This window comes from Glycomyces buryatensis (assembly GCF_004912275.1).
Classification (GTDB): Bacteria; Actinomycetota; Actinomycetes; order Mycobacteriales; family Micromonosporaceae; genus Glycomyces; species Glycomyces buryatensis.
Map to the genome: position 1 here is coordinate 1 of NZ_STGY01000057.1, position 15,594 is coordinate 15,594.

At 67.9% G+C, this 15,594-nt stretch carries 14 protein-coding genes; 2 read left to right on the forward strand and 12 right to left on the reverse strand.

Translation table 11 applies throughout. From position 1 onward, the window contains the following. Nucleotides 1-523: 523 nt before the first annotated feature. From FAB82_RS15620 to FAB82_RS15645, 6 genes are all read right to left on the reverse strand, one after another. The gene (locus tag FAB82_RS15620) at nucleotides 524-763 is read right to left on the reverse strand and encodes a DUF397 domain-containing protein (RefSeq protein ID WP_246039669.1); all 240 of its coding nucleotides are present in this window, start codon (nucleotides 761-763) and stop codon (nucleotides 524-526) included. Further along, nucleotides 747-1,583 (reverse strand): Scr1 family TA system antitoxin-like transcriptional regulator, encoded by an 837-nt coding sequence (locus tag FAB82_RS15625; protein WP_168801623.1) that lies wholly within the window; start codon nucleotides 1,581-1,583, stop codon nucleotides 747-749. The genes FAB82_RS15620 and FAB82_RS15625 overlap by 17 nt, the downstream gene beginning before the upstream one ends. Before the next feature lie 345 nt (nucleotides 1,584-1,928). Continuing rightward, nucleotides 1,929-4,874 carry an RICIN domain-containing protein gene (locus FAB82_RS15630; RefSeq protein ID WP_136535473.1) on the reverse strand — a complete coding sequence of 982 codons (2,946 nt, stop codon included), beginning with the start codon at nucleotides 4,872-4,874 and terminating at the stop codon, nucleotides 1,929-1,931. Between the two features lie 162 nt (nucleotides 4,875-5,036). Continuing rightward, nucleotides 5,037-6,389 (reverse strand): jacalin-like lectin, encoded by a 1,353-nt coding sequence (locus FAB82_RS15635; RefSeq protein ID WP_136535474.1) that lies wholly within the window; start codon nucleotides 6,387-6,389, stop codon nucleotides 5,037-5,039. 89 nt (nucleotides 6,390-6,478) lie between these two features. Further along, the gene (locus FAB82_RS15640; RefSeq protein WP_136535475.1) at nucleotides 6,479-7,609 is read right to left on the reverse strand and encodes a PP2C family protein-serine/threonine phosphatase; all 1,131 of its coding nucleotides are present in this window, start codon (nucleotides 7,607-7,609) and stop codon (nucleotides 6,479-6,481) included. Nucleotides 7,610-7,728: 119 nt separating this feature from the next. Continuing rightward, nucleotides 7,729-8,133 (reverse strand): winged helix-turn-helix transcriptional regulator, encoded by a 405-nt coding sequence (locus FAB82_RS15645; protein ID WP_136535476.1) that lies wholly within the window; start codon nucleotides 8,131-8,133, stop codon nucleotides 7,729-7,731. A gap of 97 nt (nucleotides 8,134-8,230) precedes the next feature. On the opposite strand from FAB82_RS15645, the gene FAB82_RS15650 reads away from it, so the two are divergent. Further along, nucleotides 8,231-9,088: an SDR family oxidoreductase gene (locus FAB82_RS15650; RefSeq protein ID WP_136535477.1), complete on the forward strand. Its 858-nt coding sequence runs from the start codon at nucleotides 8,231-8,233 to the stop codon at nucleotides 9,086-9,088. Nucleotides 9,089-9,349: 261 nt separating this feature from the next. Here the strand turns inward: FAB82_RS15650 and FAB82_RS15655 are convergent, their stop codons facing one another. Together FAB82_RS15655 and FAB82_RS15660 are read right to left on the reverse strand one after the other, a co-directional pair. Continuing rightward, the gene (locus tag FAB82_RS15655) at nucleotides 9,350-10,168 is read right to left on the reverse strand and encodes an NAD(P)H-binding protein (RefSeq protein WP_136535478.1); all 819 of its coding nucleotides are present in this window, start codon (nucleotides 10,166-10,168) and stop codon (nucleotides 9,350-9,352) included. A gap of 140 nt (nucleotides 10,169-10,308) precedes the next feature. Then, nucleotides 10,309-10,635, reverse strand: a complete 327-nt coding sequence (locus tag FAB82_RS15660) for a Rossmann-fold NAD(P)-binding domain-containing protein (RefSeq protein WP_136535479.1) — start codon at nucleotides 10,633-10,635, stop codon at nucleotides 10,309-10,311. Between FAB82_RS15660 and FAB82_RS15665 the strand changes: the two genes are divergently transcribed. Continuing rightward, nucleotides 10,603-10,947 carry a winged helix-turn-helix transcriptional regulator gene (locus FAB82_RS15665; protein ID WP_246039670.1) on the forward strand — a complete coding sequence of 115 codons (345 nt, stop codon included), beginning with the start codon at nucleotides 10,603-10,605 and terminating at the stop codon, nucleotides 10,945-10,947. The two genes, FAB82_RS15660 and FAB82_RS15665, sit on opposite strands and share 33 nt — an antisense overlap. 29 nt (nucleotides 10,948-10,976) lie before the next feature. Here the strand turns inward: FAB82_RS15665 and FAB82_RS15670 are convergent, their stop codons facing one another. From FAB82_RS15670 to FAB82_RS15685, 4 genes are read right to left on the reverse strand one after another with little or no spacing between them, the layout of a single operon-like run. After that, nucleotides 10,977-11,816 (reverse strand): RICIN domain-containing protein, encoded by an 840-nt coding sequence (locus tag FAB82_RS15670; protein ID WP_136535480.1) that lies wholly within the window; start codon nucleotides 11,814-11,816, stop codon nucleotides 10,977-10,979. A gap of 13 nt (nucleotides 11,817-11,829) precedes the next feature. Continuing rightward, nucleotides 11,830-12,564 carry an RICIN domain-containing protein gene (locus tag FAB82_RS15675; RefSeq protein ID WP_136535481.1) on the reverse strand — a complete coding sequence of 245 codons (735 nt, stop codon included), beginning with the start codon at nucleotides 12,562-12,564 and terminating at the stop codon, nucleotides 11,830-11,832. Between the two features lie 29 nt (nucleotides 12,565-12,593). Beyond that, the gene (locus FAB82_RS15680; protein WP_136535482.1) at nucleotides 12,594-15,209 is read right to left on the reverse strand and encodes a TPR repeat domain-containing protein; all 2,616 of its coding nucleotides are present in this window, start codon (nucleotides 15,207-15,209) and stop codon (nucleotides 12,594-12,596) included. A 23-nt stretch (nucleotides 15,210-15,232) separates the two neighbouring features. Beyond that, the gene (locus FAB82_RS15685) at nucleotides 15,233-15,559 is read right to left on the reverse strand and encodes a hypothetical protein (RefSeq protein WP_136535483.1); all 327 of its coding nucleotides are present in this window, start codon (nucleotides 15,557-15,559) and stop codon (nucleotides 15,233-15,235) included. Nucleotides 15,560-15,594 lie beyond the last annotated feature (35 nt).

Consider the following 15,594-nt stretch of genomic DNA (forward strand, 5'->3'; position numbering starts at 1 on the left):
GATAACTTTACGTCACAGACCGATCCACTAACGACAAAGAGGCGTGGGTCACATCCACCTCGTGGAGTGGTTGCGGCACAACACCTCTCGCCACGACCGGCACCACCCCGCACCCCGCGGTCGGGCGTGTCCCCCGCCCCAGTTTCGCGCCCGGCCACGCACGCCGTCCACCCGAACCCCGGGTGCCCCGGAACCTCGGAAGCCTGGCACCGCCAACGGACACCCGCCCCGTCCACGCCTTCGTCGCCGATGCCTTAAGCGCAGCCCGACCATGTACGGAATGGTCCCCGCCAGCGCACCAGTTCCCAATGCAGGCCTCCCCGGGCGCAACAACACCCTCAGACCGACTAGGTCTGACCGACAACGAAGGGGTCAATCATCCTCGTGGATGATGAGCCCCTTCGATCGCGCGCAGGTCGCGGCGTTTCGATCGTGGTGCTGAAGCGGCACAGCCGAAAGAGCGCTTGTAGCAGCGAGCGGCCCGGCGGCAGAATCCGCCGGGCCGCTCGCTTTGACGTCCGCTTCAGCCCGCGGCGTTGAGGACGGCGCTGAAATCCTTGGGGGACAGGTCGAACACGGGTGAGTCTGCTCCGAGCTTCGAATCCCGCAGGTGGAATCCGTCTTCAACGCACAGGGCCACCTCGACGCAGCTGGTGTCGTTGTTCGCACCGCTGCGGGTGCTCTTGCGCCATGCCCGCCGGATCTCGACGCAGTCAGTGTTGTTGTTGGCGCCGCTGCGAGAGCTCTTACGCCATACGGTCACGCCTGTCGTCATCTCGGTAGACCTCGATCCGGATCGCCATTTTCCAAAGCCTCTTGCGAAGCTCATCGTAACGCGCGATTCGGTCGGGATCATCGATGCACCAGCTGGTATCGGCGATCTCGGTGTAGACGAACGGCGGGCAGGCCCGCGGCATGTCCTCGGGCTGGTAGATGCTGAAGCCGCTCATCCGGACGGGCACAGGCTCCCGGAGGATCCGGATGGACACCCCCGGCCGCTTCGCCCACTTCCGGAGGTACGCCATCTGCTTCTGATACAGCTCCTCGGAGAATCGCCGCAGGTGGACGAGTGCGGCTTCGCCGATGAGGAATGACATCATCGGCTGATCCGGGCGGTCCTCCAGAGCAATCCGGCGCGCCTCCTTGAAGACCCAGCCGTCTTTGGACTCGTCGTCGCTGGCCTCCGGGTCTGCCGGACGAACGATAAGATCGTGGTACTCCTTGAGCTGGAGCGGCCCCGGAATGAAGGTGGCGTCGAACTTGAAGAAGCTTCCGAAGAACTCCTCGGCCAGCGACATGAACAGCGCGTTGAAGCGCATGTCGGCCTCGACTGGCTTGCCCTCCCTGCGAGCGATGGCGACCTGCACCATGTAGCCGATGATCTCGTCATTCACTCCGCACGCCTTGGCGTACCTCGCAAGCATCTTGAGCGGGATGGTGGCCCTGCCCAGCTCCCAGGCCCGGATGGTGTCTGGGGAATAGAAGAGCTCGTCTGCGATTGCTTGTTGAGTTGCCCCCGAAGCTATCCGGTGCTTTCGCACCATGGTCTTGAGAAACCATCCGCCCGAGTCTTCGAATGCCATACCTGCCCCCAGATTCGTGGATCGGCGTGCGATGGACCATCCACTATCGCACACTCCCATTGATTGCGAAACCCCAGGTAAATCGGTATGAGAGAAGGGAACCCTGAGAAATACGGTACCGAATTCTCATGGTCCTACAGTCACGGTCCAATATGCCGCATGAAGGAAGTGATAAGGGCTGGAAAGGAATGCGTGATGGCGGAAAGCGCTTCATGCCTGCGTAGTTGCAACAGGTTCCAGATTTGCCGCCACTTGAGTTCCAGTTCTGCCGCTACCTGAGTTCCAGATCTGCCGCAAGGAAGCGCCCGCCGCCCCATGGGGCGGCGGGCGCTTCCTTGCGTCCTTCTACTTGGCCGGGGCCTTGGCGTAGACCTCGATCTCGCTCAGGATGATCCAGCCGGCGATGTCGCCGCTGTCGGCGGTCATTGCGACCCGCACCGCTGAGGTCCTTGCATTCACCGGCACATCGATGACCGGCGGATTGTCGATGTCGGTCCCGACGTCGACGCTTTCACCCGCGTTCACCCACTCGCCGTTCGCATCCAGGTACTGCACCTGGAGGGTGTCCGCGTAGGACGGGCGCCCGCCGTCGGCCCAGAAGTGGGACACCACGCGCGTGACGTCCCGCTCGGTCGGCAGTGTGACCGTGATCGTGTCCTCGGTATTGAACCCGCCCGACTTCCAGTTCGACCAGGCCTTGTCGTCTAGGTCGCCATTGAGCAGCGCCTCGTTCGAGTAGCCGGGCTCGGTGAAGGTCGTCTCCACACTCACCCCGTCACCGGTCGCGACATTGGCCTCGATCGGGTCGGTCACCTCGACGTCGATCTGCGCGTCGAGCTCGGTCCCGTCGATGAGCGTGGCCGTCCCCGCCAGCGTGACGGTGCCAAAGTCGTCGTAGGCGCCCTCGGGGGCCTCCTCCCAGACCACCGGCACCACGGCCTCGGTGCCGTTGTCGCCCAGCGCGATCACCGTGTCCGGCAGGTCGGGCGTGAACCCCGGGTAGGTCTTGGCCGCGGCCGGAGCCGTCGCGGAGAAGGTGTCGACACTGACCTTCGCCTCGGCGGCGAAGGTCTCTCCCAGAGGATCGGTCGCCTCACCTTCCACGATCACCTCTCCCAAAGCGTCCCAAGCGGAATCCTCGGGCATCTCCCACTCCACCGGGATCGCCCCGCGCTCGCCGTCGCGGTAGACGCCGGGCACCGTTTCGGGCATGTCGGGGACGTACCCCGGAACGGTGTACGTCTCCACCGCGGCGGCGTTCAGCACCATCTCGTCCGTGAGGGTCCAGAGCTGGTTGCTCGCTGACGTCGGCGTGTAGGTCTGGACGGGGGAGCCGTCGGCGGTGGCCTCGCCCCAGACGTCCAGGACCCTGCCGGTGCCGACATTGACAGGCACGTAATTGCCATTCCCGGTGGTCGACAGGTACCACTGCGCGGCATCCGGCGACTTCTTGCCATCCGGTTCGAGCACGGCCTGATCCCCGGACACCGCCAGGCGGGTTCCGGTGGCGGCGTTGACGATCTCGTACCGATCGCGGTTCGAGTCACCGTCGGACTTCAGGTCGAGCTTCCACAGCTGCTCGGCGCTGGCGGCGTCGTCCGTCGCCAGCGCGATGCCGGTGCCGTCCTCAGACGGGACGATCGACTTGCCGCTCTGGACGCCGTCGAAGCGGTAGACGTGGTCGTCCTGTATCATGGCGGCGTCGTCGGCGACGCCGGAGACGCCCTCGACCACGAAGGTGGTGACGGACTTGCCCGGCACAGTCAGCGTCGCGGAGTCGCCGGTGACGGCGACCGAGTCACCCTCGACCAGGACGCCGTCGGCGCTGGTGACCACCGGAGTGACCGTGGCGCCGTCGATCGAGGCGAACTTCGACAGGTCGAGCGTGACGTCCAGCGCGCCCTCGCTGTTGTTGGTGTACACCACGTTCGCGCCCTCGCCATCGGCCTCGAGCGCGGCCACGGTGGAGGCGTCGTCGACGCCGAGCATGCGGTCGCCCGGCTCGATGTAATGCGTGAAGTTGCGGATCGTGTCGTACTTGGTGTTGGTCTTGACCGGGCAGGTCTCCAGCGTGTCCTCGGCGTCGCAGTCGAAGGAGACGTGGATCGAACCCCAGTTGTGGCCGAGGTCCGCGTTCTCGATCGGCTGCCACAGCACCCAGGCCGACGGCTCGAGCTCGCGAATGTCGTCGGTGATGCGGGAGGCGATGCCCAGGCCGCTCTCCATCGACTCGTAGTCCTGGCCGGAGGTCCAGCTTCCCTCGACCTCGCTCATCCACAGGGGCTTGTCGCTGCCCTTGGCCAGGTCGCGGGCGCTGGTGCGCTGCCCGGTGCCGTAGGTGTGGACGTTCATCTGGTCGACGGCCGCCCGGACTTCTTCGCTGTAGGCGTTCCAGTCGGCGGTGAACTTGCCCGGGTTGGTCTCGTCCGGCGCGGAGATCACCGCATCGGTGTCGGCGCCTGCCAGCCGCGCGGCCAGGGCCAGGATGACCTCCTGCTGCGACTCGGGCCCGGCGTGCGCGCCCTCCTGCCCGCCGCCGGTCGGCTGGACGCCGTCCTCGCCGAGGGTGGTCTTCCAGTAGTCGGTGTTGGGCTCGTTGAGCGGGTCGACGGTGTCGAACTCGATCCCGTGCGACTCTTCGAGCTGCTCCATGACCTCGGTCAGGTAGAGCGCGAACTCGTCCACCGTCTCGGAGCGGATCTGGTCCGCGTTGGGGTCGAATCCGCCCGAGGTGTAACCGGAGTTCGTCTGGAAGTACGGCGGGGAGTTGGAGAAGGCCTCCCAGTGGCTGACTTCGTCCTTGACCTGGTCGACCCACCAGCGCTGGTTCGCGTCGGCGTCCCAGTTCCAGTGGTCGGGGTTCTCGGGGTCCCACCAGTCCTTGTCCTCGTGGGTGGTGCCCTCGGGAGCGTTCCAGAACCCGGGGACCGCGGAGGCCCCGCCCCGCAGGTACTCATTGTCGATATTGGGGGCGTTGCCGCCGCCGATGTTGTACCGGGCGATATTGAGGTTCAGGCCCTCGTCGCCGAACACCATGTCGGCCAGCTGGTTTCGAATCTCATCGGGATAGCCGCCGGTGGCGTTGGCCATCCACACCAAGCTGGTGCCCCAGCCCTCCCATTCGGCGCCTTGGTAGGACGGGTCGATGCCGACGGTGACGGCGCCCTCGGCAGTGGCCGCGTCATCGGTCTGCGCCTGCGCGGTGATCGTGAGCTGAGTGGCCGCCAAGGCGATTCCGGCGGCTCCCGTGACGGCGAGCAGTCGCTGCCACCTGGGTCTGGGGGAGGACATCGTTGTCTCCTTCGGGGGTGGGAATTTGAATTGAGTTTGATCGATGCTCCCACAAATTCGAACCCTTGTGAACACCCTTCGTATAACGGATTGAGAAAGGGTGTCCAACGGACGCGAACAGGCCCGGCCTGGAGCCGGGCCCATTCCCCTGCGCGCCTTGGATCAGCGCTGGGTGTAGATGACGCCGAGCTTGTCGACCTCGGCGCCAGCCCGGCCGTGGAAGCCCGCGATCTGCCAGCCCGACGGGGCCTCGAAGGCGGTGCAGTCCCCGGTTTCGGTGCCCGTCTCGACGGTGCGGCCGGTGCTGGTGGTGAAGCGGGCGGAGAAGATCCGGGTGCGCCCGTCGCGCTGGCCCTGGCACAGCTCGAGCCCGGTCGGATACTCGCCGGATTCGAGGACGAGGCTCGCGGCGGTCCCGCCGCTGCCGCCGTGCGCCAACGCGGTGCCGTCCGCGAGGGTCAGCCCGATCTGGTCGACCCGTTCATTGCCGCGCAGGAGCAGTTCGCTCGCACCCGCCCCGGCGCTGAGGTCGTCGATATCGTTGAAGAAGTCCCCGTGCGGGCCCCCGAACTGGTCGCTCATGACGAAGTCCTCGCTGGTGGACCAGGCGAAGTCGACGGCGATCGGGTAGTGGTCGGACAGGTTCCCTCCGGCCTCGTCCCGGAACTCCGCGTGCTCATTGCGGTAGGAGCTCGCATCCAACCGGACGTGGTCGCCCGAGCGGTAGAGGACCTTGTCGACCACCTCGCACTGCTCGTCCACGGTCTCGTCCTCGCACACCAGCGCCTCGTCGCCCTTGTTCGGGGCGGTCCCGCCGCGCACCTCCTCGACCCACGCGTCCGTCAGGCCGTTCCCGGCCGCGAACTCGGCGATCGTGTCGCCCTCGCGGGTATAGCGGGTATTGGTGTCGCCGTAGACGATCACGGCATTTCCGGCCGAGTGCGTCGCCATGAAATCGCCGACCTGCTCGAGGTTCTTCGCGCGCGCCCCCAGGTCACCGGATTCGGAGCCCGCGTCGGTGTGGAGGTTGTACACGTCGACCCAGGCGCCCTCGGCGAGGCGGGCGCGCATGAAGGTGAAGCCCTTGGGGGTGAGGCAGTCGCCCGATCCCGACGAGCAGTCGTCCCATTCGACCCGCTCGAAGTCCTCGAACGCGATGTCCGAGAGGGTGTTCAACCCGTCGCCGAACGGCACGCCGCCGCTGGTCGAGGTCCGGTACTCGTGGTCGTCCGCCTCGTACAGCGCCGCGTGGTAGTTGAAGTCCTCCTGGACATTGACCAGGTTGTACGGGCCGAGGCGGGAACCGATGATCGGGGTGTTCGTCTCGGGGTCGCCATCGCCCAGGCCCAGGGGGAGCCCGGCGATGTTGTAGCTGAGGACGGACAGCTCTCCGGCGGCCGTCGTCTCGGTCTGGGCTCCCGCCGGGGCGGCGCTGCCGGCGGCGGTGAGCCCGATTCCGGCCGCGCCGAGAACGGCGGTCGACACGAGGGCGGCCAATCGCGCTGGTGATCGCATGGGATGCTCCATATTCGGATATCCGGGAACGTCGAGCCGGGGGCGGCTGCGACGCGATCATCCAAGATTGCCCGAAATAGGAGAAATGTTCAAGACATGCGGCTTAAAGCCCCATTGCGCTCAGGTGACGAATCGGTCCGGGAGCCGGCGCGCCGGATCGCCAGGAGCGAGACGTCGTCGTCCATGCGGGTGGCGAAGCGCGCCACGTCCTCCCACACGAACTCGACCAGCCGGCGCGGCGAGGGCGGGACGACGAGTCCGCGGAGGCGGTCGGCGAGCGGATAGAAGTGCCCGGCCTTGTCTCGGGCCTCGATCACCCCGTCCGAATAGGCCAGCAGGGTCTCCTCGCGCAGAAACCGCATCGAACTCGAACCGTGCCGCTCCCTCGGCTGCAACCGCAGGCCCAGCACCGGCCCCGGCTTGAGGTCGAGTTCCTCGACCCGGTCGCCGCGCAGCAGCAGCGGCGCGGGGTGCCCGCACGACAGCAGCCGCATCTGCCGCGAGTCGGCGGTGAACTCGACCAGCAGAACCGAGGCGAACAGCTCGGGGATGTATCCCTGTTCGGCGTCGATGAGGATCCGCCGCTCCAGGCGGGCGGCCACCCCCTCCAGATCGGACTCGTCCAGGATCGCCTCGTGGAAGGTGGACAGCAGGACCGCCGCGGTACTCACCGCCGGCAGGCCGTGACCCTGCACGTCGCCGAGGATCATGCGGGCCCCGTACGGGCTGGGGCGCACGTCGAACAGGTCGCCGCCGATGCGCGCGCCGCGCTGCGCCGAATGGTAGAGCCCGGCACAATCCAGGTCGCTGACGCGCTCGGGCAGGTCGGGCAGGACCGCCAGCTGGGCGACCTCCGAGACCGACTGCATGGTCACCAGGCGGGCCTCGAAGCGCTGCCGCAGCCACGCGATGCCGACGCTGGTCACGCACACGACCCCCACGGCGACGATGTCGTCGCCGTCGAACTGCTCGGTCAGCGGGATCGGGGCGGCGACCAACAGGAGCGAGAGCACCGCGATGACGCCCGTCCACACCGGACCCAGGACGAAGGCCGACAGCACCGGCACGATGGCGACCGCGATCCCGGCGTGGACCCGGTCGGGGCTTGAGATCTGGAACAGCTCCGAGCCGATCAGCAGCAGGATCGGCAGCAACCGCACCCAGATCGGCAGCCGCGTGCCCGGGATCAGGCGCGCGTCCTCTGGATCCAGCCGTCGCATGGGCCGAGTGTAGGCCGATCACGGGCGTCTACCAGCGCATTAGCGCAGTCCGGTCGGCCTGGATGGACGGTTCACCGGTTTGCGGGATGCCGCCGGTCGAAATCGTTCTTCGCGGCGGGCTAGATGGCGGGGTGCTTCCGGTCGTAGTCGCTCTGCGCGGTGAGCACGTCGGGCATGAAGGAGTAGAGCTCATCGACCAGTGTCTGGAGCCGGTCGGTGATGGTCGCTCCGAGCTCGGTGAGGTTGTACTCGACGCGCACGGGGAAGCCCTCTTCGGCGTGCCGTTCCACGAAGCCGTCGCGTTCGAGCGCGCGCAGGGACTGGGAGAGGGCCTTCTCGTTGATGCCCTCGATGTGGCGGCGGATCTCGCTGAAGCGCAACGAGTCCTCGCGCAGGGCGAGCAGGACGAGCGTGCCCCAGCGGCCGGTGATGTCCCCCAGGACCGGCCGGGAGACGCAGTCCTTGGCCAGCACCAGGAACTCGAGCGCGGACGGCGACTCGGTCCCTGCGGCTTCGGTGGTCATGATGCGATGTTATCCCAACAACAGTGCTTTCGAAAAGTTTGTACTTTCGATTTGAAAGTGCAATGGTAGTCGCACCAACTGTTGAAGGAGCAAGCCAATGATCGTTGTCACCGGTGCTACCGGCCACCTCGGCCAGCACGTCGTCGCAGGTCTGCTGGAGACCGTCCCCGCCGACCAGCTCGCCGTCGTCGTCCGCGACGCGGCCAAGGCCGCCGACCTCGCCGAGCGCGGCGTCGACGTCCGCGTCGCCGACTACAGCCGGCCCGAGACCCTGAAGGGCGTCTTCGGTTCCGGCGACAAGGTCCTCCTGATCTCCGGCAGCGAGGTCGGCCAGCGCCTTCCCCAGCACACCGCCGTCATCGATGCGGCGAAGGAAGCCGGCGTCGGCCTCCTCGCCTACACCTCCGTCCTCGGCGGCCCGGCCGCCGAGTTCCAGCTGGCCGAGGAGCACATCGCCACCGAGCGGTACCTGATCGACTCCGGACTGCCCTATGCGCTGCTGCGCAACGGCTGGTACCACGAGAACTACACCGAGAATCTCGGCCCCGTCCTCGCCGCGGGAGGCGTCCTCACGAGCGTCGGTGAAGGTCGCGTCGCCTCCGCCTCTCGCCCCGACTTCGCCGCGGCCGCCGTCGCCGTTCTCACCGGCGAGGGACACGAGAACCAGGTCTACGAGCTCTCCGGCGACACCGCGTGGAACTTCGAGGAGTACGCCGCCGAGGTCTCGCGCCAGGCCGGCCGGGAGCTGCCCGTCAACCGGGTTCCCGCCGAGACGTACCTGGAGATCCTGGTCGGCTCCGGCCTGCCCGAGGCGTTCGCCGGGATCCTGGTGGATGTGGACGGTGGGATCGAAAGAGGCCTCCTGGCCACCCGGACCGGCGACCTCGCCCGCCTCATCGGCCGCCCCACCACCCCGATCGCCGACGCCATCGCCGCGGGCCTGAAGGCCGCCTGAGCCTGAGCCGCGCAACGTATTCGGCCCGCGAGACGCTCGTTTCGCGGGCCGTGGGTGTTCCGACGGGGGCCTGGTTGTTCTAGGGCCTGTCCTGTGAATCCGGACGGTCGCTATCCGGCCCATTTGCCCGCTCGCTGCGTTGTCAGGGCCTCTGAATACAACACCGGTATTCAGAGGCCCTTCCGCCTTGCGAGCGAACAAATGGACTCGGATATCGCCTCTCCCGGATTCACAGGACAGGCCCTAGGGATCCGGGGAGCGTCAGCGGAAGTCCGCGGCGTGGGCCTCGGCCCACTGGGCGAAGGCGCGAGCAGGGCGGCCGGTGACCACCTCGACGGCGTCCGAGACGATCCGGAACGCCTCGGGCGGGTCGGACTGCCAGCCCAGGACGTAGTCGACCACCGCATCCTCATGGCCCAGGTCACGCATCCGTTCGCGGGCCTGCGCGTCGGTGAGTGCTTCGAACCGGATCGGCCGCCCGGCCGCCTCGGCAAGGATCGCAACGCGCTCGGCCGGATTCAGTGGCTCTGGCCCGGTAAGCGGGTAGGCCTTGCCCTCATGTCCGTCGCTCGTCAACGCGACCGCCGCGACGGCGGCGATGTCGGCTTCGTGCACCTGGGTTTGCCTGATGTGGGCATTGGCCTCGCGCACGACTCCCGAGTTGCGGACCTCCTCGGCCCAGGTGAGCGCGTTGGACATGAACTCGCCGGGCTGCAGCTCCGTCGGCCGCAGACCGGCCGTCTCGAAAGCCTCCTCGACTGGGCCGCGGTACCCGTTCCACAGGAGCGTCACCCGCCGCACGCCCGCCTGCCGGACCAGTTCGGCCAGCTCGGGACCGTTGGGCAGGGTTTCGTTGGAGGGTCCGTAGGTCGTGATGAGGTGGAGGGCGTCCACTCCCTTCAATGCGGCCTCCAGGCTCGCCAGGTCGGTGAAGTCACCGGCCACAGCTTCGACTCCGTCGGGGAGGTCGGCCGAGTCAGGGTCGCGGGTGAGCGCCCGGACCCGGTGCCCGGAGGAGACGAGTTCGTTCACGAGGTGGCGGCCGACGTTGCCGGTCGCCGCGGTTACCAAGATGTTCATGGCCGCAACGCTACGAGCGCACTCGCCCCGCGGCATCGGGCCCGAGTCCCGGGCCGTCTCAGCCGCAGGTCTTAAGACCGCAGTGGAATGGGTGCTCCGGACTCAGTCGACAGGGTCCGCAGCACCCATTCCACTGCGGCTTACCGGAACGCGGCCGCGTTCCGCTCCGCCCACTCGGCGAAGGTCCGGCCCCGGCGGCCGGTGAGGCGCTCGACCTCGCTGCTCGCGGCCCGCTCGATCTCGTTCGGATTGCCGATCACCTCGAGCGTGGCGTCCGCGACCTCGGCCGTCCAGGCCTTGCTGAGCACGTTGAAGGCCTCGGCGCGGGTCTGCTCGATGAACTCCACCGGCTCGCCCAGCGCCTCGCCGATCAGCTTCGCCTGCTGCCGCGGCGAGATCGGCTCAGGCCCGGCCAGCAGGTATCGCTCGCCGAGGTGCCCGTCCTCGCGGAGCGCCACCGCGGCCACGGCCGCGATGTCGGCCGGTGGGGCGTGTGGGTGCTGATCGCCCTGCGCGACAGGCAGATGCGTTTCTTCGAGCTGCGCGAGTCCATCGAGGGCATCAGCGAGAAGATGCTCTCGCAGACCCTGCGCAACCTTGTCCGCGACGGCCTGGTGTGGCGCGAGGTGGAGCCGACCATCCCGCCGAAGGTCACCTACGGCCTGACTCCGGTCGGCCAGGGCACGAGCGATCGGCTGGCGTCCATGTTCGACTGGATCACCGACAACGCCGGCGACATCCGGTCCACCCAGATGGAGTTCGACACCGCGAACTCCTAAGCCCCGCAACTGCATTGGGCTTCGCTCTCTCAGCTGAACGTCCAGCGCTGGGAGGCCTCCTCGCTGTCGCAATCGGCGGTGGCGATCGCGGTGCCCGCGTTCGAGGAAGCGTCCGAGAGGATGCCCAGGCACAGCCCGGCCGCGCTGTTCTCGATGAGGTACTTGCCGCCGCCGGCCGGCTTCAGCTCGAAGAACTGCGTCTCGGTGAACTCACAGCCATAGCCGGCCACGAGGTAGCCGCTCTGGTCGCCGGGCGCGTCGACGCCCATGCAGGCCTGCCAGTCGTCGTTGGAGAAGTCCATGCTCACCGCGTAGACGCCCTCGTCCCAGGCCGACCACTGCAATGACGACGGGTAGGCCGAGCCGCAGTCGCCCAGGACCACCACGGTCCGGGACTCGTTGCCCGGCTCGGGGCCGGTCGACATGCACAGCCCGCTGGCGTCCTGCACGACCTGGTAGTGGCCGTCGGCTGGCAGGCCCTGCTCCGGTTCTTCCTTGGTCTCTTCGGCTTTGGTCGTGGTCGGTTCCTCGGCGGCCGAGGTCGGTTCGTCCTCAGTGGGCTCGGGAGATTCGGTCTCGCTCGGAGACGCGGAAGGGGACGGGGTGAGGACGGGACTGCGGGGTGCGGAGGGGGAGACGTCCCCGGTCTGCGCCACCGAGGTGGACGGGTCCTGGCCGCCTCCGTCGTCGGCGGCCAGGACCGCCCAGGTGACGGCCACGAGCAGCACCATCGCGGCGGTCGCGGCGGTCCCGGCCAGGATGCGGCTGGTGCCCAGTCGCATTCGGAACGCTTCGATCGACTCGCCCAGGCGGGCAGGCAGATCGCGCTGCTGCCGATGGCGGGGGAGCTGCGGGGGTTGGTCGGTCATGGCGAGACGGGTCCTAGGGGACTAGCAGGCTGAAACGCTGATTCGCGTCCTCGGGGTCGCACGCGGCCGTCGCCAGGGCGGCACCGGCCTCGGCGCTGGCGTCCTCCAACAGGCCCAGGCACAGGCCTGTCGCGGCAACTGCGACGGCGTACACGCCGCTTCCCAAGTCGCTCAGGGTGAACGACTGGAGCTCTGAGCCGTCGCAGTCGTAGCCGGAGGTCAGGTATCCGGCCTCGTCGGCGGGGTTGTCCGCGCCGAGGCACGCCTCCCACTGGTCCTCGGCGAAGTCCAGGCCGACGGTGTACCTCCCCTCGCCTTGACCTGCGAAGGCCAGGCTCACCGGGTAGGTTTCGGCGCAGTCGCCCAGGACCATGACGGTCCGCTCCTCATTGCCCGGCTCGGGCCCGGCGGTCACGCACAGGCCGCCGGCCTCCTGGCGCATGAGGTAGTTGCCGTCGGCGGGCAGGCTCGGCGCGGTCTGGGCGTCGTCGCCCGCGGCGGCCTCCTCGGAAGCGCTCGCCTCGGCGGCGCTGCTCTCATCGGTGGCGACCTGCTCGGTGCCCCCGTCCTCGTCACCGCCGCCGGAGGCGACCACGGCGGCGACGACGGCGATGAGCAGGACTCCGGCCACGACGGCGGCCGTGACGGCCACGGCCCGGTTGGCCCCGAACTTGTCCCGCATGCCCTCCCAAGAGGACTGGATCTTGTCGGGCAGATCGCGCTGTGGGCGCTGATCCTGTTGTGTCACAGTCAAAGGTCCTTGTCAGGGTGAGGGGGCTACCTGGAGTGGTTCTCCCCGTAGTCTTCGCGCTGGTCGTCGAGGGTCGACATGTATTCGTTGTAGCGCGCGGTATTGTGCGGGCCCAGGAACGACCGGTAGTCGCGCAGTGCGTTGTCGGCGGTGTACTGCTCGTCCTTGGGCTTCATGGGGTCGTTGCCGATCAGGACCTCGTCGGCCGGGCGCATGACCCAGTTCCCGTCGGCGTCCTTCTTGGTGAGTTCCGGGGCCAGTTCGCGCAGTTCGGCGACGGTGCGGCCGGAGTTCGGGTCCTGCACCAGCGTTTCGACCACGTTGTGGCCGAACTTGAGTTTCATGTCCTCCAAGCTCACGCCGTCGTCGCCCTTCTTGGGCGCGTCGGGTCCCTGGAAGGCCCAGCCGTCGGTCTCGGCCACGTTCGGTCCGTACTTGCCCATCTCGAGGCTCTGCTTGGCCAGCAGCTCCCAGCCGATCTTGGCGCCCCTGACCGGCGGAATGGAGGTGATGACCTCCTTGGCGATCGCGGATCCGGCCCGCATCCAGGCGGCCTGCGACTTGTTCTCCGCCGCCGAGAGCTTGGCGTCGTCCGTGCCGTCGGCGAGGACGTTGTTGTAGCCGGAGTCGAGGAATCCGAGGAGGCGGCCGGTGCGGTTGGCGTAGGCCTCCGCGCCGTCGCCGTCGGTGACGAGCTTGCCCAGGTCCGCGTGGCCGTCGCCGTCGCTCCACTCGGGCAGGTTCGACCCGTCGAGGTAGACCTTGGCGTAGACCGCCTGGCCGAGGGACTGGGCGCCGGACTTCGAGCCCATGGCCAGTTCGAACATGTTGGCGCGGTCCTGCATGGTGATGTATCCGCCGCGGTCGGCGGGGTCGATGGACCACCTCAGGTCGGTGGGGAACTCGACCTTCTCGCCGCCCACCAGGTGCTCGGCATTGGGGTCGGCGAACCAGTCCAGGTAGGGGACGGTGGCGTCGGCCAGGGATTTGGAGATGACCGGGTTGGCCACGCCGAGCGGGGCGTTCTTGAAGCCGTTGATCTCCCCGAAGCCGTCGGTGAAGAACGTGTACGCCGAGTCCTTCCAGTGGCCGCCGACCTCCTCGTTGGTCATGGTGTCGAGGAGTCCGAAGTAGGCTTCGGCGGCGTCGCGCTGGAGGGCGGGGTCGATGTCCCTCGAGGCGGCGGGGATCCAGTCGATGAGCTTCGAGACGGACTTGCCGTCGTCCTCCCACTGGTGGCCGAACATGCCGCGGAGCAGGTGCTCGGTGCTGTCGTCGCCGTAGTCGGGGTGCTGGATGACGCCGGAGAGCAACTGGGCGTTGAGGTTCCGGTCGCGGGTGACGATATCCATGATGTCGCCGACGACGCTGTCGGGGTTCTTCAAGTCGTTGAGGTGGTTCAGGACCGGGTCGTTCTCATGGTCGAAGGTGTCGGCGATCATCCACATCAGACCGGTGGAGAGTTCCCGGCCGGCCTGGAGCCTTCCGAATATCTGCTTGCCGTCGATGTCTTCGGCGCCGCGAACGGAGCCGAGCATGGGGGCTAGGCCCTCCAGGTACATCGTGTAGTCGTTGTAGTTGAAGCGCTTGTCGTTGTTCCCGAAGGTCAGGTACTCGAGGGGCCTGCGCAGGCTGGCGGGCAGGCGGCCCATGCCGCCGCCGAAGTCGGAGTTCGACAGGGTCATGAGGCCCCCGCCCATGGCGCCCAGGACCAGCGCCTGGTCGGCGTCGGAGAAGTCGAGGTCCTTGAGGTGGTCGGCGACGTTGTAGAGCAGGTAGTTGTCGGGCCCGCCGGTGATGTCGCGGACGTCCATCCCCTTGAAGAACGCCTCCAGGAATCCCAGCTCCCCGGGCGCGAGCTGGGTGTCTTCGAGCCCCTGCATGCTCTGGGCGCGCGCCGCCAGAGCGAGCATGAGGTTCAGCTGCTCGCGCAGCTCCGGGGTCAGCTCGTCGCCGTTCTTGAGCATTGCGGCGATCTTCTCGGCCAGCGCCTTGCCGTCCTGCGCGTCCAGCGGCATGGCGGCGTCGGCGCCGAAGATGTTGTAGAGGGCCCAGCCGGCGGCGCCGCCGTTGCCGAGTTCGCGGAGGTTCGCGGGGGTGGGGCCGCCCTTGAGCCAGCGCCCGGTGTCCTCCGCCGCCTGCTCGTAGGCGGCGCGGACGGGGGCGTAGTCGCCCTCGACCTGGGCGAGCTTTGCCTCGCCCTTGGCCTGGATCTCGTTGTCGAGTATGCGGGACTGGACGTCGGCGGGCATGCCGCCGGTGATGGAGCCCTTGGCCACGAGGCCCTCGAGGGTCACCCCGAAGTCCGATCTGACGGCGGCGTTCCAGTCGTCTTGCAGGTCTTCGACGTCGCGAATGTACGTGGAGACGGCTACGGCCCAGCGGTCGGTCACATCGGCGCCCCAGACAGCGCCGCCCATGGCGTCCATGGAGGCGCGTTCGAACTTGCCGCCCTCCCTGGTGATCGGGTCGGCGACGAGCTCCGAGAACTGGGTCGCGGTGCCGTACATCTTCTCGGACACGTCGCTGCCCTGGCCGATGATGCGGGTGCTGTGGGCGCGCAGGAATCCGACCTGCTCGCCCAGTTTCCCCGGGTCGGCCTCGGTGGGGGTGGGTTTGAAACTGGCTTCGGTGAACGCCATCGGGGTGGGTCCTTCCTGGCGGGTCAGCCGATGCCGGGCGGGGTGACCGGCGGGGCGGTGACGCTCTGGTCGGCGGCGTTGGTGATGTCGGTGCCGGTCCCGTCGGAGACGGTGATCGTGGTGGTGCCGCCGACGCTTTTGCCGTGCGCGGCGGTCTGGTTCACGTCGGTCATCCAGGTCTCGCCGAAGGTGTCGTAGCCGTTCTTCACCTCGGGTTCGCCGGCCACGGCCTTGCAGCTCTCCACTATGGCCTTGAGGCGGTCGGCGAGCGATTCGTAGCTCTCCGCAAGTGTCATCGTCTCGACGCCGCCTTTGCTGGCGGCATTGGGGTTCATGCCCAGGTAATCCATTGGTCCTCCGTGGGGGTGGGGCACTGGGGACTGCG